This is a genomic window from Micromonospora sp. CA-248212 (assembly GCF_050948405.1).
Lineage (GTDB): Bacteria > Actinomycetota > Actinomycetes > Mycobacteriales > Micromonosporaceae > Micromonospora.
Map to the genome: position 1 here is coordinate 345,156 of NZ_CP192023.1, position 18,607 is coordinate 363,762.

Consider the following 18,607-nt stretch of genomic DNA (forward strand, 5'->3'; position numbering starts at 1 on the left):
CGACTCACCCTCCGTGCCGGACCAGCGGCATCCCGAACATCCCCACCCCGTCTTTCGTACACATGTACGATTGCCGGCATGGCGGCAGCAGCGAGTTCCCTCGGCCGGTCCGGAGCCCTCGAGATCACCCGGCGATTGACCGCGATCTGCGGTCCGCCGTTCGCCCGACTCGCCGGCTCGGCCGACGAGGTGGCCGGGCGGCCCGCGCGCTGGGTGGCGGTGCCCGGCGGGCCGCACGCCGCGGCCGAGGTGCTGCGGCTGGCCGCCGTCCACGATCTGACGGTGGTGCCCCGGGGCGCCGGCACGAAGATCGACTGGGGTGCCACCCCGACGCAGGTCGACATCCTGCTCGACACGGGTCGGCTGGCTGGCATCGGCCACGAGCCGGTGGGCGCCCCCGTGGTCGAGGTGGGCGCGGGCACTCCACTGCGGGCGGTACAGGCCACTCTGGAACGCACCGGGCAGCGGCTCGCGATGGACGCTCCCTCGCCCGGCGCGACCCTCGGCGGGGTGCTCGCCGCCGGGGAGGCCGGTCCACTGCGGCACCGCCACGGCAGCCCGTGCGACCAGCTCGTCGGCGTCCGCTATCTGGCCGCCGACGGTGAGCTGGTCAGCGCCGGCGGCGGCGCGCCGGGGCTCGACCTGGCCCGGCTGCTCTGTGGTTCGCAGGGCGCGCTCGGCGTGCTGGTCTCGGCGAGCCTGCGGGTGCAGCCGGTGCCCGCCAGCCGGCTGTGGGTGTCCCGGCCGGTGTGGACCCCGCTGGAGGTCCACGAGCTGATCCGGTCGATCCTCGCCGCCCGCCTCGACCCGGCGGCCATCGAGCTGGACCTGCCCGGCGGCCTGCCCCGGCCACGCAGCGTGTACCCGCCGGGCCATCCGTCCGCCACCGCCCGCGAGCGCCACCCGTCGATGTCCGGCCGGTCCGGGGCCCCGTCCCGGGCGGGCAGCCTCGTCGTGTTGCTCGAAGGCGGCCCGGCCGAGGTGAACGAACGCGCCGAACGGCTGGTTGGCCTGCTGCACGGCGAGGCGACCGTGACCCACTCGGCACCGCCGTGGTGGCGTCGTTACCCCTTCGCGCCCGGCGACACGGCACTACGGCTGGAGGTGCCGATCAGCGATCTGCACGCCGCCGTGTACGCGCTGCGCGACGCGGCCGGCGCTCCCGTGCCGGTGCGGGGCTCGGCCGGTCTGGGCGTGGTGCACGCGGCCCTGCCCGGCGCGGTGCCACCCGACCGGGTGGCGTCCATCCTGGCCGCCGTCCGGGGGGTGCTGCTGGCCCGGCAGGGTCGCTGCGTGGTCGTCTCCGCCCCGGCCGCCGTCCGACAGGCCGTCGACCTGTGGGGAGAGTTGGCCGGCCTGGTCCAGCTCCGCGCCGCGAAGGAGCACCTCGACCCGGAGCGACGCCTCGCCCCCGGCCGCCTCCCCGGCGGCCTGTGAGGCTGCCCCGGCCGGTGCGGACGTGACGCAACGCCGGCGGGGTGAGCCTGCGCCGGTCAGACCGCGTCGTTGCGGAGCACCAGGACGGCGATGTCGTCCCGGGGTGGCTCGACCGAGAAGTTGATGGCGGCGGCGCGCAGGCGCGCGGCGACCACGTCGGCGGAGTAGCCGGCCAGCGGCGCCGCCGCGTCGCGCAGCCGGTCGGTGCCGAACAGCTCCCGACCGTGCCGCCGCTCGGTGACCCCGTCGGTATAGAAGATCAGCGAGTCGCCGGGGGTGAGCGTGATCTCCGTCGTCGGTGAGGTGATGGTGTCGAGCAGACCCAGCGCCGTGCCCCCGGCACCGACGAACCGGGCGCCACCCGCGCCGGCCAGCAGCACCGGCCGGTCGTGCCCGGCCAGGTGCAGCGACACGTCGAGGTGGTCGCCGTCGCCCGGCCCCACCGCGGCCAGTGCCAACGTGCAGTACCGGCCGCCGCCCCGCTCGACGAGCGTCTCGTTGAGCCGGGCCAGCGCCTCCGGCAACGGCTTGCCGTCACCCACCAGCACCCGGATCACGTCCCGGACGAGCCCGGTGACCGCCGCCGCCTGGACGCCCTTGCCCGACACGTCGCCGATCACCACGAGCCAGCGTCCGTCGGGCAGCGGCACCACGTCGTAGAAGTCGCCACCCACCTCGGCGTCATCGCCGGTGGGTACGTACTCGGCGGCGAAGCCGATGCCCTCCACGACCGGCAGCACGGGCGGCAGCAGGGACTTCTGGAGCGTCTGCGCCACCCGTCGCCGCTCGGCGTGGATCCGGGCGTTCTCGATCGCCAGCGCGGCCCGCCGCGCCACGTCCTCCAGGACGGCCACCTCGTCCGGGTCGTGCCGGTGCCGTTGGTGCCGGCCCACCGCGAGAGTGCCGAGACGCTGGCCGCGGGCGATCAGCGGAACCGCGAAGCCCTCCATCGGGCCGCCGAGCGGGATCTGCGCCGCACTCCGGGACGCCTCCCGCAGCCGGGCCTGGATGGAATCCGGGCCGGTCTCCGCCAGCACCCGGTGCAGTTGTGGCAGCACCGACTCGTCGGCGTGGCTGGTCGCGGCCAACCGCAGCCGCCCCCACTCGTCGGTCGTGTGCACGGCGCACCACTGGCCCAGGCGGGGCACCACCAACTGCGGAATCAACGCCATGGTCAGCTCGACGTCCAGCGACTGGGCCAGCAGCTCGCTGGCCTCGGCGAGGAACGTCAGCCAGGCCTGCCGGCGGACGTCCGCCCGGCGCAGCCGGTCGTTCTCCAGGTGCAGCGACAGCCGCTCCGCGGTGAGCACCGCCAACGGGCGGGCGTACGCCGATGGCGCTGCGTCCAGCTCCAACTCCCCGGCGTACGGGCGGTGCACGGTCAGCGGCACCCGGAGCAGTTCGCTGTCGGGGCGGGGCTGCCGGCCGAAACGTGCCAACAACTGTCGGCCCTGCCCGTCGCCCCGGTCGAGGCGGACGGCCCCACCGGCCGCGCCGACCATCTCGGCGACCCGGTTGAGCAGGCTGGCGGCGAAGTCCGGCAGCGGGTCGTCCGCGTACATGTCGGGGGCGGTCTGCATGAGTTCGCTCATCGCGCCCGCGCTCGGCGCCGAGCCGTCGCCGGCCCCGGGTCCGGCGGCCACCGACGTGCCGCCGGCGCTGGCGCCGGCGCCCGGCTCGGTGCCGGGCCGGTCCAGGCGGAACCAGACGCCCTTGCCGGTCGGCAGGTACGTGGTGCCCCAGCGGCTGGCGAAGTGGTCGACGAGCAGCAGTCCGCGACCTCGCTCGGAGACCTCGTCGATCTCCGCCGTGTCGTTGCGGGTGCCGACGGTCAGCTCGTCGTTGCCGGAGCTGGGCGCGAAGTCGGAGACGGTCACAGAGAGCCCGACATCGTCCGCCACGACCTCGATGTCCAGTTCGGTGCCGGCGTGCTCGACGGCGTTGGTGGTCAGCTCGGTGGTGAGCAGCAGCGCCTCGTTGACCAGGTCGTCGAGGTGCGCCTCGGCCAGGACGGAGCGGACGACCGCGCGGGCGGCGGCGGGCGTACGGCGGTCGGCGGGCAGACGGACACGCCGGACAGCCCCGTTCCGGGCCCCGGCCGTCGCGGGCCCCGCCTCGGCTGACACCCCCGTATCCTCTACCGTCCCCCGGCCGGGTGCCAAGCGGATCGGTGATCGGTGGGGGCGGCGCGGCGTCTCCAACGTGACGAGCGCCACTGGGCGACTTCTGTGTCCGGTTGGGTACCGCCGCGAGGATCCCGGGGGCCGACGGGTTCGATCGGCGGGTCGCGCACCCTGGCACTACGGCCGACGCGGGCACAATATGGGGTGCCGGTGTGTCTGTACGGGCACGGACCCCCCCAGGTGAGCGAGGCATCATGACCACGGCGAAGCAGTCGTACGCGGATCCGTCCGCGCCCGACCAGGACGCGCTCCTCGATGAGCTGACCGAGGCGCTGCGACGGGTTCGTCGCGGTGATCTGAAGGTCCGGCTGCCCCGTCGCGCCGGCAAGGCGGGCGAGGTCGCGGACGCCTTCAACGAGGTGGTCTCGGTCCAGGAGCGTCAGTACCTGGACCTGCGGCGGATCAGCCGGATCGTCGGTCGGGACGGTCGGCTCACCGAGCGGCTCGATGACGAGGGGCTGGACGGCTCCTGGGCGGAGGGGCAGCGGGCGATCAACTCGCTGATCGACGACCTGGGCCGGCCGACGACCGAGATCGCCCGCGTCATCGTGGCGGTCGCCGACGGCGACCTGTCCCAGCACATGGCGTTGGAGATCGACGGTCGGCCGCTGCGCGGTGAGTACCTGCGGATCGGGCGCACCGTGAACACGATGGTCGACCAGCTCTCGTCGTTCTCCAACGAGGTGACCCGGGTGGCCCGTGAGGTGGGCACCGAGGGCAAGCTGGGCGGCCAGGCCGACGTGCGGGGTGTCGCCGGCACGTGGAAGGACCTCACCGACTCGGTGAACACCATGGCGTCGAACCTGACCGGCCAGGTGCGGTCGATCTCGCAGGTGGCGACGGCGGTGGCCAAGGGCGACCTGTCGCAGAAGATCACGGTCAGCGCGCGCGGTGAGGTGGCCGAGCTGGCGGCCACGATGAACTACCTCACGGACACGCTGCGGCTCTTCGCCGAGCAGGTGACCCGGGTGGCCCGCGAGGTGGGCACCGAGGGCAAGTTGGGCGGGCAGGCCGAGGTGCCGAACGTGGCGGGCACCTGGAAGGACCTGACCGACAGCGTCAACTCGATGGCGTCGAACCTGACCGCCCAGGTCCGCAACATCGCGCAGGTCTCCACGGCGGTGGCGCGGGGTGACCTGTCGCAGAAGATCACCGTGGCGGCGCAGGGCGAGATCCTGGAGCTGAAGGACACCGTCAACACGATGGTGGACCAGTTGTCGTCGTTCGCCGACGAGGTCACGCGGGTGGCCCGTGAGGTGGGCATCGAGGGCAAGTTGGGTGGTCAGGCGCAGGTACGCGGCGTCTCCGGCACCTGGCGTGACCTCACCGAGAACGTCAACCAGTTGGCCGGCAACCTGACCAGCCAGGTCCGCAACATCTCCCAGGTCTCCACGGCAGTGGCGAAGGGGGACCTGTCGCAGAAGATCACCGTTGACGCGCAGGGCGAGATCCTGGAGCTGAAGAACACCGTCAACACGATGGTCGACCAGCTCTCGTCGTTCGCGGACGAGGTGACCCGGGTGGCCCGCGAGGTGGGCACCGAGGGCAACCTGGGCGGTCAGGCGCAGGTCAAGGGCGTCAGCGGTACGTGGCGTGACCTGACGGACAACGTGAACTCGATGGCGTCGAACCTGACCAGCCAGGTCCGCAACATCGCCTCGGTGACCACGGCGGTGGCGAAGGGCGACCTGTCGCAGAAGATCACGGTGGACGCGCGGGGCGAGATCCTGGAGCTGAAGTCGACGGTCAACACGATGGTGGACCAGCTCTCGTCGTTCGCGGACGAGGTGACCCGGGTGGCCCGTGAGGTGGGCACCGAGGGCAAGCTCGGCGGTCAGGCCCAGGTGCGTGGGGTCGCCGGCACCTGGCGCGACCTGACCGACAACGTGAACTCGATGGCGTCGAACCTGACGGCCCAGGTCCGCAACATCGCCCAGGTCTCGACGGCGGTGGCGAAGGGCGATCTGTCGCAGAAGATCACGGTGGACGCGCGGGGCGAGATCCTGGAGCTGAAGTCGACCGTCAACACGATGGTGGACCAGCTCTCGTCGTTCGCGGACGAGGTGACCCGGGTGGCCCGTGAGGTGGGTACCGAGGGCAAGCTCGGCGGTCAGGCCCAGGTCAAGGGCGTGTCCGGCACCTGGCGTGACCTGACGGACAACGTGAACTCGATGGCGTCGAACCTGACCAGCCAGGTCCGCAACATCGCCTCGGTGACCACCGCGGTGGCGAAGGGCGACCTGAGCCAGAAGATCACCGTGGACGCCCAGGGCGAGATCCTGGAGCTGAAGTCGACCGTCAACACGATGGTCGACCAGCTCTCGTCGTTCGCCGACGAGGTGACCCGGGTCGCCCGCGAGGTCGGCATCGAGGGCAAGTTGGGTGGTCAGGCGCAGGTCAAGGGCGTCTCCGGCACCTGGCGCGACCTCACCGAGAACGTCAACCAGCTCGCCTCGACGTTGACCACCCAGCTACGTGCCATCGCCCAGGTGTCCACGTCGGTGACCCGGGGCGATCTGACCCAGCGGATCGCCGTCAAGGCGCAGGGCGAGGTCGCCGAGCTGAAGGACAACATCAACCAGATGATCGTCACCCTCCGGGAGACGACCAAGAAGAACGCCGAGCAGGGCTGGCTGGACTCCAACCTGGCCCGCATCGGCGGCCTGTTGCAGGGCCAGCGCGACCTCGGCGAGGTCTGCCGCATGATCATGACCGAGGTGACGCCGCTGGTCGACGCGCAACTCGGCGCGTTCTTCCTGGCCGACGACACCGACGGCAGCATGCGGCTGCGGTTGACCTCGTCGTACGGCTATGTGGCGCGGGGGCACGACGTGACCTTCGGGCCGGGTGAGGGGCTGGTCGGGCAGACCGCCCTCTCGCGTCGGACGATCCGGGTCAGCGCCCCACCGAACAGCCGCCTCACGCTGCGCTCCGGTCTGGCCGAGACACCCCCGACCGACCTGGTGGTGCTCCCCGTGCTGTTCGAGGGGGAGCTGCTCGGGGTGATCGAGTTCGCCAGCGTGTCCGCCTTCTCCGAGCTGCACCTGTCGTTCCTGGAGCGGCTGGTGCTCACCATCGGCATCGCGGTCAACACCATCCAGGCCAACCGGCGTACGGAGGAGCTGCTGGCCCAGTCGCAGCGGCTGGCGCACGAGATGCAGGAGCAGTCGGCGGAGTTGCAGCGCACCAACGCCGAGCTGGAGGAGAAGGCCACCCTGCTCTCCGAGCAGAAGGGCAACATCGAGACCAAGAACCGGGAGATCGAGCTGGCCCGCCTCGGCCTGGAGGAGAAGGCGCAGCAGCTCACCCGGGCGTCGGCGTACAAGTCGGAGTTCCTCGCCAACATGAGCCACGAGCTGCGTACGCCGCTGAACTCGTTGCTGCTGCTGGCCCGCCTGCTCGCGGAGAACTCGGAGCAGAACCTCAGCCCGAAGCAGATCGAGTTCGCCCGGACGATCCACGGCTCCGGCTCCGACCTGCTGCGGCTGATCGACGACATCCTCGACCTGTCCAAGATCGAGGCAGGCCGGATGGACGTCGAGCCCACCGAGATCCGCTTCACCGAGCTGCGCGGCTTCGTCGAGCAGGCGTTCGCGCCGCAGGCCGAGGAGAAGAATCTCGACTTCCAGGTACGCGTCAGCAAGGATCTGCCGCCGGCGCTGGTGACCGACGCGCAGCGGTTGCAGCAGATCCTGCGCAACCTGCTCTCCAACGCGGTGAAGTTCACCGACAACGGCGCGGTGACGTTGCGGATCGCGCCGGCCGCGCCGAACGCGGTGTTCGACGTGCCCGCGCTGACGAACGCCCAGCAGGTGATCGCCTTCACGGTGATCGACACCGGGATCGGCATCTCCGACGACAAGCTGTCGATCATCTTCGAGGCGTTCCAGCAGGCGGACGGCACGACCAGCCGCCGCTACGGCGGCACCGGTCTGGGTCTGTCGATCAGCCGGGACCTGGCGCGACTGATCGGTGGCACGATCACCGTCTCGTCGGCGCCCGGCCAGGGCTCGACGTTCACGTTGTTCGTACCCCAGGTCCTCGCTCCGGACGCGGTCGTCGCGCCGCAGTCGCCGTCGCCACAGCGCGCCGGCCTGCCGTCGTCGCTGCTCATGCCGCCGCTGGAGCTGTTGCCGGAGCGGCCGGAGGCGCCGGCCACCCGGCAGCTGGACGGGGCCACGGTGCTGATCGTGGACGACGACGTGCGCAACGTCTTCGCTCTGACCAGCGCGTTGGAGCTGCACGGCATGACCGTGCTGTACTCGGACAACGGGGCGGACGGCGTCCGCCTGCTGGCCGAGCATCCGGAGGTGGACATCGTGCTGATGGACGCCATGATGCCCGACCAGGACGGGTACGAGACGACCCGTCAGATCCGGCGTAACCACCGGTTCGCCGACCTCCCCGTCGTCTTCCTGACCGCGAAGGCGATGCCGGGCGACCGCGAGTCGGCGCTCGCGGCCGGAGGAAGCGACTACATCACCAAGCCGGTCGACCTCGACGACCTGATCGAGCTGATGTCGTCCTGGATCAGCGGCAGCCGCACCGAGGAGACTTCGTGACCCAGATGGCCAAGGCGCTGCTCGTGGACGACCGCCGGGAGAACCTGATGGCCCTGGAGGCGATCCTCCAGGGCCTGCCGGTCCAGTCGGTGGCCGTGGAGAGCGGCGAGGCGGCCCTCAAGCAGTTGCTGGTGGACGACTTCGCGGTGATCCTGTTGGACGCGCAGATGCCGGACATGGACGGCTTCGAGACGGCCAGTCACATCAAGCGCCGGGAGCGCACCCGGCACGTGCCGATCATCTTCCTCACCGCCGCCGACCGGGACGCCCAGCTCGCTCTGCGGGGCTACCAGGTGGGCGCCGTGGACTACCTGACCAAGCCGTTCGACCCGTGGGTGCTGCGGGCCAAGGTGTCGGTCTTCGTCGAGCTGTGGGTGAAGACCCGGCAGTTGGCCGCCCAGTCGGACCTGGTGCGGGATCGCGACGCGCAGTGGCGGCGACTCACCGACGCGGTCGACGAGGCCACCACCCTGCTGCGCTCGGACGACCGGGAGGCGCGGGACCGTGCAGTCGGGCTCCTCGAACAGGCCCGCTGGGGCAACACGGCCTGACCAGCCGCGTTCGGCAGCTCGTGGCTGGGGCCGGGCCGGCTCACGCTCGCGGCGCCGGCCTGCGGGTCAGGCTTCGCCGGGTCGGAGGTGGCCGGTGGCGGCCCGGCGGACGCGCCAGCGTTCGCCGAGTGAGTCGATCTCTTCCTGGACGAAGATAAAGAAGTCGCGCATCTCGGCCACCCGTTCGCCGGCCGGCGTCTCCGCGCCGAGCGCCCCGATGCCGCCCTCGGCCACGTCGATGAACGTCTTGTAGATCGCGGTCTTCGTGATGGTCCCCTCGTACCAGGGGTTCTCCGGCATCCGGTAACGGTCGCGGCGGGAGCGGGGGACCGGCTCGCGGATCAGCATGCCGAACTGGGTGAGGTAACGGACCGCGCCGCTGACCGCCGCCGCGCTGACTCCGAGCCGTTCGCCGATCTCGGCGGCCGTCAGCGGATCGTCCGCGCTCATCACGGTGAACAGCACCCGAGCGGCCATCCGGGGGAAGCCGACCTCGGCGAACGTGAGGGCCATCCGTTCGACGAAGAGGTGCACCGGGTCGTGGCCGTCGGCCGCTGCCATCTCTGCCCCTCCCGTGTGGTTTGTGGGCACCGATGGTGCCGCGCTCACACTGTCTTCACAACTTTGTGAAACGAGTGTAGCTTCCGATATATGGAAACTCCGATTGAAGTGTCCGGCCTGGTCAAGACCTTCGGCCGCGTCCGGGCGCTCGACGGTCTCGACCTGAATGTCCGCGCCGGCGAGGTGCACGGGTTCCTCGGGCCGAACGGCGCCGGCAAGTCGACGGCCATTCGGGCGCTCCTCGGTCTGCTGCGGACGGACGCGGGGGCCGTCCGCCTGCTCGGGGGCGATCCGTGGCGCGACGCGGTGGCCCTGCACCGCCGGCTGGCGTACGTGCCGGGCGACGTGACGCTCTGGCCCAACCTCTCCGGCGGCGAGGTCATCGACCTGCTCGGCCGGATGCGCGGCGGCCTCGACCCGGCCCGCCGAGCCGAACTGCTCGAATCCTTCGAGCTGGATCCCCGCAAGAAGGGCCGGACGTACTCCAAGGGCAACCGGCAAAAGGTCGGCCTGGTGGCCGCCCTCGCGTCGGACGCCGAACTCCTCATCCTGGACGAGCCGACGTCCGGCCTGGACCCTCTCATGGAGGAGGTCTTCCAGCACTGGGTACGCCGGGCGAAGGCCGACGGCCGCACCGTGCTGCTCTCCAGCCACATCCTGGCCGAGGTGGAGGCGCTCTGCGACCGGGTGACGATCATCCGCAACGGGCGGGACGTGGAGACCGGCACCCTGAGCGAGCTGCGGCACCTGCGGCGCACCTCCATCGAGGCCGAGCTGACCGGTCCGGTGGACGGGCTGGGTCAGCTCACCGGCGTGCACGACCTGCGGGTGGACGGGCAGCGGGTGCGCTTCGACGTGGAGGACGCCGCGCTGGACAGCGCGCTCCGTCGACTAACCGAGATCGGCGTACGCAGCCTGGTCAGCCAACCGCCGACGCTCGAGGAGTTGTTCCTGCGGCACTACCAGGGCGAGCAGGTGCGCTCGTGACCGCGAGGAGTGAGCCGGGTTTGCGCGGCACCGCGTTCACCGGCACCCGACACCTGATGCGCCTGATCCTGCGGCGGGACCGGATCGTGCTGCCCATCTGGATCCTTCCGCTGGCCGTGCTGCCGGCCAGCTACGCCGGCGCGTTCACCGGCCTCTATCCGACCGCCGCCGAGCGGGCCGCCTACCTGGCCAGCACGGCGAGCAACCCGTCGATCGTCGCGCTGCTCGGTCCGGTGTACGGCGACAGCATCGGCGCGCTCACCGTCCAGCGAGCCGGGCTGTTCGCCATGATTGCCGCCCTGGCGAGCGTGCTGACGGTGGTACGACACACCCGCACCGAGGAGGAGGCCGGCCGGCGGGAGTTGCTGGGCGCATCGGTCCTCGGCCGGTACGCCGGGCTGACCGCGGCGCTGCTGGTCACGTACGCCGCGAATCTGCTGCTCGGCCTGCTCATCGCCGGCGGCCTGGTCGCGGCGGGCCTGCCTGGTGCCGGATCGCTGCTCTTCGGCGCCGGCGTGGCCCTGACCGGCATCGCGTTCGCCACGGTCGGCGGCCTGGCCGCGCAGCTCACCCAGAGCGCCGGCGGGGCGCGCGGCATCGGGCTGGGCGTGCTCGGGTTGGCGTTCGCGCTGCGCCTCGGCGGCGACGCCGGAGGTTCCGGTGGCAGCGGCGGACGTGCCGAATGGCTGAGCTGGATCTCCCCGCTCGGCTGGGGGCCCCGGGGGCGGGCCTTCACCGGCGAGCGTTGGTGGGTGCCGCTGCTACCGGTGCTGTTCAGTGTGGCGGTGGCGCTCGTCGCGTACCCCGTCTCGGTACGCCGGGACGTGGGCGCCGGCGTGCTGCCGCCCCGGCTCGGCCCGGCCACCGCGGGCGGCGCGCTGGCCGGACCGTTCGGCCTGGCCTGGCGGCTGCACCGGGGCCAGTTGCTCGGCTGGGCGGTCGGCTTCGGGCTGCTCGGTCTGGTGCTGGGCGGCGCGGCGGACGCGGCCGGCGACGCGGTGCAGGGCAACGAGCAGGTCGCCGAGCTGCTGGCCCGGCTGGGTGGGTCGACGACGTTGGCCGAGGCGTACCTCGGCAGCACGTTGAGCCTGACCGCGCTGGCCGCCGCCGGGTACGGCATCCAGGCCGCGCTGCGGGCGCGGGCGGAGGAGACCGCCGGGCGGGCCGAACCGCTGCTCGCCACGGCGGTGAGCAGGGTCCGCTGGCTGGCGGCGCACCTGGTCTTCGCGCTGCTCGGCCCGGTGGTCGTGTTGGCCGTGACGGGGGCGGCGACGGGACTGTCGTACGGCCTCAGCGTCGGTGACGTCGGCGGCGAGGTGCCCCGGATGCTCGGCGTGGGGCTGGTCCAGGTTCCGGCGGCGTGGGTCCTCGCGGGGCTGGCGGCGCTGCTGGTGGGGTGGCTGCCCCGGTTCTCCTGGGCGGCCTGGGCGGTGCTCGCGGGCTGCCTGCTGCTGGGTCAGATCGGCGCGATCCTGGAGCTGAGCCAGTGGGTCCTGGACATCTCCCCGTTCACCCACACCCCCCAGGTCCTGAACAACAACTGGACCCCGCTACCCCTGCTGGCCCTGAGCGCAGCAGCAGCCACCCTCCTAACCCTGGCCCTGAAGACCTTCCATACCCGAGACATCCCCACCCCCTGAAGCACGCGTTGATCAAGAGGTCCGCGTCAGCGGAAGCGCGATTTCTGACGCAAACCTCTTGATCAACAGGGTGGTCGAGGTCGTGCGCGGGGTTGGGGGTGGGGGTGGGGTGGGGGTTAGCCGGTGGGTTGGTCGTTTTTGATCATCAGGGCGCTGCGCAGGCCGGTGATGTCCAGGACGCGGATCAGGAAGTCGCCGACGTGGGTGAGCATCAGCAGGCTCTGCGCGTGGCTGGCCTTGCGGCTGAGCACCACGAGTGTGCCCAGGCCCTGCGAGTCGCAGAAGGTGACGCCGCCGAGGTCGAGCACGATCCGCGGGGGCGGATCGGTCAGCACCTCGTTGACCACGGTGCTGAGCTGGGCGGCCGTGAGCATGTCGATCTCACCGGCCAGGCGAAGCACTGCTTCGTCGCCCGTCCGGTGTAGCGTGATGGACAGTTCGGCACGATCCACTCGGTCAGCCTAGCGCGATCCAGCCGACCCGGCCTGTCGAGGCGACGAGCCGGTCCATCGGGCACCGGAGCTGGGTGAGCCCGGTAACCCTCGCCCGGGGTGGCTGCTGGTTGACCGTCCGGCGCTGACACAATGGCGGCATCGTGACCGACATCGTTTCCGCCGGATCTGGCCGCTACCCGGCCGACGCGCCGGCCTCCGAGGCCCTGTTCGACCGCGCCCGCGCCATCGTGCCGGGCGGGGTCAACTCCCCCGTGCGCGCCTTCCAGGCGGTTGGCGGCACCCCGCGCTTCATGGTCCGTGGTGAGGGCCCGTGGCTGTACGACGCCGACGGTCGCCGCTACGTCGACCTGGTGTGCTCGTGGGGTCCGCTGATCCTCGGGCACGCCCACCCGGAGGTGGTGGACGCCGTGCAGACGGCCGCCGCCCGGGGCACCAGCTTCGGCACGCCCACCCCGGGCGAGGTGGAGCTGGCCGCCGAGATCGTCGACCGGACGCCGGTGGAGCAGGTCCGCCTGGTCAACTCCGGCACCGAGGCGACCATGTCGGCGATCCGGCTGGCCCGCGGCTTCACCGGCCGCTCCAAGATCGTCAAGTTCGCGGGTTGCTACCACGGGCACGTCGACGCGCTGCTCGCCTCCGCCGGTTCCGGTGTGGCGACCCTCGGCCTGCCCGACTCGCCCGGCGTCACCGGCGCGGCGGCCAGCGAGACGATCGTGCTGCCGTACAACGACATCCGGGCCGTCGAGGAGGCGTTCGCCGCCGAGGGCCCGCACATCGCCGCCGTGATCACCGAGGCCGCCGCCGGCAACATGGGCGTGGTCGCGCCCCGCGACGGCTTCAACCAGCAGTTGGCCCGGATCGCGCACGCGCACGGCGCCCTGCTCGTCGTCGACGAGGTGATGACCGGGTTCCGGGTCTCCCGCGCCGGGTGGCACGGCCTCGACGCCTCCGAGGCGGACCTGTGGACGTACGGCAAGGTCATGGGTGGTGGCCTGCCCGCCGCGGCGTTCGGCGGGCGCGCGGACATCATGGCGCGTCTCGCGCCGGCCGGCCCGGTCTACCAGGCCGGGACGCTCTCCGGTAACCCGCTGGCCTGCGCCGCCGGTCTGGCGACCCTGCGGCTCGCCGACGACGCGCTCTACCGCAGGCTCGACGACACGGCCGCCGTCGTGGGCAAGCTCGCGTCCGACGCGCTGGCCGCCGCCGGGGTCCCGCACCGTTTGTCGTACGCGGGCAGCATGTTCTCCATCTTCTTCACGGACGCCGACGTGGTCGACTACGACAGCGCGCGCACCCAGCAGGTGCCGGCGTTCAAGGCGTTCTTCCACTCGATGCTCGCCTCCGGCGTCTACCTGCCGCCGAGCGCGTTCGAGTCGTGGTTCGTGTCGGCGGCGATCGACGACGCCGCTCTGGAGCACATCGCCGCCGCGCTGCCGACGGCGGCGAATGCGGCGGCAGCCGCTGGTCACGGGGGGTAGTAGACAGTGGCGAAGACGGTGGTCCACGTGCTCCGGCACGGCGAGGTGCACAACCCCGACCAGATCCTGTACGGGCGGCTGCCCGGTTTCCGCCTCAGTGAGCTGGGCGTGCAGATGGCCAAGGCCGCCGCGCAGGGTCTCGCCGAGCGGGAGATCGTGCACGTGGTGGCCAGCCCGTTGGAGCGCGCCCAGCAGACCGCCGAGCCGATCGCCGCCCAGTTCGGGCTGCCGGTCGGGGTGGACGAGCGGCTGATCGAGAGCGCCAACTGGTTCGAGGGCAAGAAGGTCTCCCCGGGCGACGGGTCGTTCCGCGACCCGCGCAACTGGTGGGTGCTGCGCGACCCGGTGACACCGTCCTGGGGGGAGGCGTACCGGGTGATCGCCGAGCGGATGTTCGCGGCCGTGCACGCCGCCCGGGTCGCCGCCGAGGGACGCGAGGCGGTGCTGGTGTCGCACCAGCTCCCGATCTGGACGCTGCGTCGTCACGTCGAGCGCAAGCGGCTCTGGCACGACCCGCGCAAGCGCCAGTGCGGGCTGGCCAGCCTCACGTCGTTCCACTTCGACGACGCGAAGGTGGTGGGCATCGGCTACAGCGAGCCGGCCGCGCACCTCGTCGCTCTCTCCGCGACAGCCCGGACGGCCAAGGGGGCCTGATGACCACCCGGAGGTGGACCGCCGGTCTGCTCGCCGCCGTCGCCACGGTGGCGCTGGTCGGCTGTACGGCGTCGAAGGGGCAGGAGAAGACCTGCTCGACCACCTCCGACGGCATCATCGAGTGCGCGCCGGACCAGCGTTCCGCGCCGCCGAAGCTCGCCGGTGAGCTGCTCACCGGCGGCACGTACGACGTCAGCGAGGCCCGTGGCCAGGTGGTCGTGGTCAACTTCTGGGGCTCCTGGTGCCCGCCCTGCCGGGCCGAGGCGGACGACCTGGAAGCCGTCTACCAGGCCACCAAGGGCTCCGGGGTGAGCTTCCTCGGCGTCAACGTGCAGGATTCGCGGGACAAGGCCAAGGCGTTCGAGCAGGGACGGGTCACCTATCCGAGCCTGTTCGACCCGCCGAGCAAGCTGGCGCTGTCCCTGGACATCCCGCCGAACACCGTCCCGGCGACCGTCGTGCTCGACCGGGAGGGCCGGGTCGCCGTGGTGATCCGGGCGGCCGTCACGCAGGAGGGCCTGCGACCGGTCGTCGATCGGATCGCGGCCGAGAAGCCGGCGTCGAACTGATGGGCGAGACGTTCAAGGAGCTGGCCCAGAGCGGGCCGCTGGTGCTCGCCATCGGCGCGGCGGCGCTAGCCGGCCTGGTCAGCTTCCTCTCCCCGTGCGTGCTCCCACTCGTCCCCGGCTACCTCTCGTATGTCACCGGCCTAGCCGGCGCCAACCTCGAAGGCCGTGTAAGGAAGGGCACCTTGTTACCGCCTGCGGTAGAGGAAGGGGCCCTTCCTTTCACTTCGGCGGGCGGGGGTGGAGCTGTTGCCGTACGGGAGCGGACCGCGGCGGTCGCCGTCAAGGGCCGGGTGCTCGCCGGGACGCTGCTCTTCATCGCCGGCTTCACCGTGGTCTTCGTGGCCACCGCGATCCTGTTCGCCAGCATCGGTCGGGTCTTCTTCGACTACGAGCGGCAGTTGGAGATCGTCGTCGGTGTGCTGATCATCGTGCTCGGCCTGGGCTACCTGGGGATGATCCCGGCGCTGCAACGCGAGTTCCGGATCTCCCGGCTGCCGTCGGCCGGCCTGCTCGGCGCGCCGGTCTTCGGGGCGGTGTTCGCGCTGAGCTGGGTGCCGTGCACCGGGCCGACCCTCGGCGCGGTGATGGGCATGGCGGCCACCAGTGGGCAGAGCGACCGGGCCGTGGTGCTCGCCGTGGCGTACTGCCTCGGGTTGGGGATACCGTTCGTCGTCTTCGGGCTGGGCTTCCAGCGCCTGCTCGGGGTCTTCCGCGCCATCCGGCGCAACAGCCGCTGGGTCACCCGGGTCGGCGGCGCCCTGCTCATCCTGATCGGCCTGGCGCTGGTCACCGGCGGATGGCAGAGCTTCGTGATCTGGTTGCAGACCACCGTCGGGGTGGGCGAGGTGAGCATATGACGGTCGTCGACGAGCGCCCGGAGGCCGAGGCCCCGGCGCCGCGCCGCCGGCCCAGCCGGCTGCTGGCCCTGCTGCGCAACTCGTGGCGGCAGCTCACGAGCATGCGTACGGCCCTGATCCTGCTCTTCCTGCTGGCAATCGCCGCGATCCCCGGATCGGTGCTGCCGCAGCGCGGGATCAGCCCGGAGAAGGTCAACCAGTACTTCGTCGACCACCCGGACTGGGCGCCTCGGCTGGACCGGATCGGCGCGTTCGAGGTTTTCGGGTCGGTCTGGTTCTCCGCCATCTACCTGCTGCTGTTCACGTCGCTGATCGGCTGCATCACGCCCCGCCTGCGCGACCACTTCCGGGCGCTGCGGTCCCGGCCACCGGTCGCGCCCAAGCGGCTGGCCCGGCTGCCGCAGCACACCACGCTGCCCGCCCCGGCCGGCGGCGTGGACGCCGTCGCCGAGGTGCTGCGCAAGCGCCGTTGGCGGGTCGAGGTACGCGGGAACGAGGTCTCCGCCGAGAAGGGCTACCTCAAGGAGACCGGCAACCTGTTGTTCCACACCTCGCTCATCGCGGTGCTGATCGGCGTCGCGCTCGGCTCCTGGTACGGGTGGAGCGGCAACCGTCTGCTGGTGGCGGGCGCGGACAACGCGTTCTGCAACACCCGCCAGCAGTACGCCGAGGCCAAGCTCGGCCCCCGCGTCGACAGCGCCGACCTGCCCCGCTTCTGCCTGCGGCTGGACGATTTCCAGGCCCGGTTCCTGCCGTCCGGCCAGCCGCAGTTCTTCAACGCCCGGGTGACCGTGGACGGCCCCGACGAGCCGACCCGCAGCGCGGACTTCTCGGTCAACTCGCCGCTGCGTCTCGCCGACGCGAGCGTCTACCTGCTCGGCCACGGGTACGCCCCGGTGATCCGCTACACCGACCGGTACGGCAACAGCCAGGTCAGTGACGAGCCGTTCCTGACCACCGGTGACATGGGCCTGACCAGCGAGGGGCTGGCCGCCTTCCCGGACGCGAACGTCGACCCGGCGACCGGCAAGCGGGTACCGGGCGAGCAGGTGGCGTTCACCGGCATCTACCTGCCCACCGCGCCGCAGCAGCCGCCGTTCGTCCGCTCCGAGTACCCCACCGAGCGCAACCCGGCGCTGAACCTGGTCGCCTACCGGGGCAACCTCGGCATGGACGCCGGTATCCCCGGCTCGGTCTACCAGCTCGACCAGCGGCAGGTGCGCAACGGCAAGGTCAAGGAAGTCGGCAGCAAGCTGCTCCGCAAGGGCGAGAAGTGGACGCTTGACGACGGCACAACCGTCGAGTTCCTGGGCACTGAGCGGTACGTGACGCTCTCCGTCCGGCACGATCCCGGTTCGACACCGTTGCTGGTGAGCTGCGGTGTGCTGCTGGTCGGGCTGATGGGTTCGCTGTTCGGGCGGCGTCGCCGGGTGTGGTTCCGGGTGCTGCCGGCCGACCCCGCTGATGGATCTCCGACAGGCGGTAGTAGCTTGATGGAGGCCGGTGGGTTGCCGCGCACCGACTATCCAGGGTTCGCCGACGAGTTCGCCCAGTTGGTCGCCGCCGTGAACGGTGACGAACGGGCGGCCGAGCGGGCCGGTGCCGACACCGAATCCGGTGGCCCGGCCGGTGTGCGAGAAGGGACCGAGTGATGTCCGCGCTCTCCGACAATCTGGTGACCTTCGCGATCCTGACGTATCTGATCGCGATGATCAGCCACGCCGTCGAGTATGCGTTGGGCAACGCGCGTACCCGGGCCGCCGTGGCGTCGCCCGCTCGCGAGCTGGTGGGTGCCGGGGTCGGCGGTGCCGGCGGCGTGACCGCCGAGCCGTCCGGACCGGTGCCGCCGTCCGTCGACGGCTCGGCCGACCGGGCGCGGATCGCCGGGCTGGTCGCGGTGGGTGCCACCGCCCTCGCCGCCGTACTGCACCTCGGGGCGCTGGTCACCCGCGGTCTCGCGGCGGACCGCATGCCGTGGGGCAACATGTACGAGTTCGTGCTCACGGTGACGTTCATCGGGGTCGCGGCCTGGCTGGTGGTGCTCTGGAAGCGGCCGTCGCTGCGCAAGCTCGGGCTGTTCCTCACCCTGGTCATGGTGCTCCTGGTGGCCACCGCCGAGCTGGTCCTGTACGTGCCGATCGTGCCGCTGGTGCCGGCGCTGAACTCGTACTGGTTCGTCATCCACGTCTCGACCATCGTGTTCGCGTCCGGCATCTTCCTGCTCGGCGCGGTGCCGGCCGTCGGCTTCCTCATGCGCAACGGGTTCGAGCAGGGCAAGCGGAGCTTCCCGTACACCCTCGCCAAGCGGCTGCCCGCCGCGGCCAGCCTGGAGCGGCTGACGTTCGCGTTGCACGCGTTCGCCTTCCCGATCTTCACTTTCGCGGTGATCGCCGGCGCGATCTGGGCCGAGGCGGCCTGGGGTCGGCCGTGGGGCTGGGACCCGAAGGAGACCTGGGCGTTCATCTCCTGGGTGGTCTACGCCGGATACCTGCACGCGCGGGCCACGCCCAGCGTGAAGCGGAACGTGGCCACCTGGATCGCCGTGCTCGGCTTCCTCACCATGCTGATGAACCTGTTCGGCGTGAACATCTTCTTCACCGGCCTGCACTCGTACGGCGGGCTGAACTGACCTGGCAACACAGCGCGGGCCGGCCACGGAATCGTCCGTGACCG

General features: G+C 71.6%; 14 protein-coding genes. 11 read left to right on the forward strand and 3 right to left on the reverse strand.

Annotation, left to right across the window (positions count from 1 at the left end):
- Nucleotides 1-78 precede the first annotated feature (78 nt).
- Nucleotides 79-1,437 carry an FAD-binding oxidoreductase gene (locus tag ACQP03_RS01650; RefSeq protein WP_357171611.1) on the forward strand — a complete coding sequence of 453 codons (1,359 nt, stop codon included), beginning with the start codon at nt 79-81 and terminating at the stop codon, nt 1,435-1,437.
- A 56-nt stretch (nt 1,438-1,493) separates the two neighbouring features.
- Here ACQP03_RS01650 and ACQP03_RS01655 read toward each other — a convergent pair whose 3' ends face one another.
- Nucleotides 1,494-3,563 (reverse strand): SpoIIE family protein phosphatase, encoded by a 2,070-nt coding sequence (locus ACQP03_RS01655; protein WP_357133757.1) that lies wholly within the window; start codon nt 3,561-3,563, stop codon nt 1,494-1,496.
- 251 nt (nt 3,564-3,814) lie between these two features.
- On the opposite strand from ACQP03_RS01655, the gene ACQP03_RS01660 reads away from it, so the two are divergent.
- Both ACQP03_RS01660 and ACQP03_RS01665 read left to right on the forward strand, forming a co-directional pair.
- Nucleotides 3,815-8,182, forward strand: a complete 4,368-nt coding sequence (locus ACQP03_RS01660; protein WP_357171609.1) for a HAMP domain-containing protein — start codon at nt 3,815-3,817, stop codon at nt 8,180-8,182.
- On the forward strand, nt 8,179-8,733 hold the full coding sequence (locus tag ACQP03_RS01665; RefSeq protein WP_357133755.1) for a response regulator: 555 nt from the start codon (nt 8,179-8,181) through the stop codon (nt 8,731-8,733). The genes ACQP03_RS01660 and ACQP03_RS01665 overlap by 4 nt, the downstream gene beginning before the upstream one ends.
- A 66-nt stretch (nt 8,734-8,799) precedes the next feature.
- Here the strand turns inward: ACQP03_RS01665 and ACQP03_RS01670 are convergent, their stop codons facing one another.
- Nucleotides 8,800-9,294 (reverse strand): GbsR/MarR family transcriptional regulator, encoded by a 495-nt coding sequence (locus ACQP03_RS01670; RefSeq protein ID WP_357133753.1) that lies wholly within the window; start codon nt 9,292-9,294, stop codon nt 8,800-8,802.
- Between the two features lie 90 nt (nt 9,295-9,384).
- Between ACQP03_RS01670 and ACQP03_RS01675 the strand changes: the two genes are divergently transcribed.
- Nucleotides 9,385-10,281: an ABC transporter ATP-binding protein gene (locus tag ACQP03_RS01675; RefSeq protein WP_363661390.1), complete on the forward strand. Its 897-nt coding sequence runs from the start codon at nt 9,385-9,387 to the stop codon at nt 10,279-10,281.
- Nucleotides 10,278-11,921: an ABC transporter permease gene (locus ACQP03_RS01680; RefSeq protein WP_433459969.1), complete on the forward strand. Its 1,644-nt coding sequence runs from the start codon at nt 10,278-10,280 to the stop codon at nt 11,919-11,921. Before ACQP03_RS01675 ends, ACQP03_RS01680 begins: the two co-directional genes overlap by 4 nt.
- 116 nt (nt 11,922-12,037) lie before the next feature.
- Here ACQP03_RS01680 and ACQP03_RS01685 read toward each other — a convergent pair whose 3' ends face one another.
- Nucleotides 12,038-12,373, reverse strand: a complete 336-nt coding sequence (locus ACQP03_RS01685; RefSeq protein ID WP_357133747.1) for an STAS domain-containing protein — start codon at nt 12,371-12,373, stop codon at nt 12,038-12,040.
- Nucleotides 12,374-12,516: 143 nt separating this feature from the next.
- Between ACQP03_RS01685 and hemL the strand changes: the two genes are divergently transcribed.
- Genes hemL through ccsB form a run of 6 tightly spaced genes read left to right on the forward strand, consistent with a single transcriptional unit; the run spans nt 12,517 to nt 18,563 of the window.
- Nucleotides 12,517-13,854, forward strand: coding sequence for a glutamate-1-semialdehyde 2,1-aminomutase (gene hemL, locus ACQP03_RS01690; protein WP_357133745.1), 1,338 nt, complete (start codon nt 12,517-12,519; stop codon nt 13,852-13,854).
- Between the two features lie 6 nt (nt 13,855-13,860).
- Complete coding sequence (locus ACQP03_RS01695; RefSeq protein ID WP_357133743.1) at nt 13,861-14,508, forward strand: histidine phosphatase family protein; 648 nt, start codon at nt 13,861-13,863, stop codon at nt 14,506-14,508.
- A complete protein-coding gene (locus ACQP03_RS01700; protein ID WP_357171604.1) occupies nt 14,508-15,077 on the forward strand; it encodes a TlpA family protein disulfide reductase in 570 nt (189 codons plus the stop codon). Before ACQP03_RS01695 ends, ACQP03_RS01700 begins: the two co-directional genes overlap by 1 nt.
- On the forward strand, nt 15,077-15,934 hold the full coding sequence (locus ACQP03_RS01705; RefSeq protein ID WP_357133739.1) for a cytochrome c biogenesis CcdA family protein: 858 nt from the start codon (nt 15,077-15,079) through the stop codon (nt 15,932-15,934). The genes ACQP03_RS01700 and ACQP03_RS01705 overlap by 1 nt, the downstream gene beginning before the upstream one ends.
- Entirely contained in the window at nt 15,931-17,586 is a 1,656-nt protein-coding gene (gene resB / locus ACQP03_RS01710; RefSeq protein ID WP_357392490.1) for a cytochrome c biogenesis protein ResB, read from the forward strand. Before ACQP03_RS01705 ends, resB begins: the two co-directional genes overlap by 4 nt.
- Nucleotides 17,586-18,563 (forward strand): c-type cytochrome biogenesis protein CcsB, encoded by a 978-nt coding sequence (gene ccsB / locus ACQP03_RS01715; RefSeq protein WP_357171603.1) that lies wholly within the window; start codon nt 17,586-17,588, stop codon nt 18,561-18,563. The genes resB and ccsB overlap by 1 nt, the downstream gene beginning before the upstream one ends.
- Nucleotides 18,564-18,607: the final 44 nt, after the last annotated feature.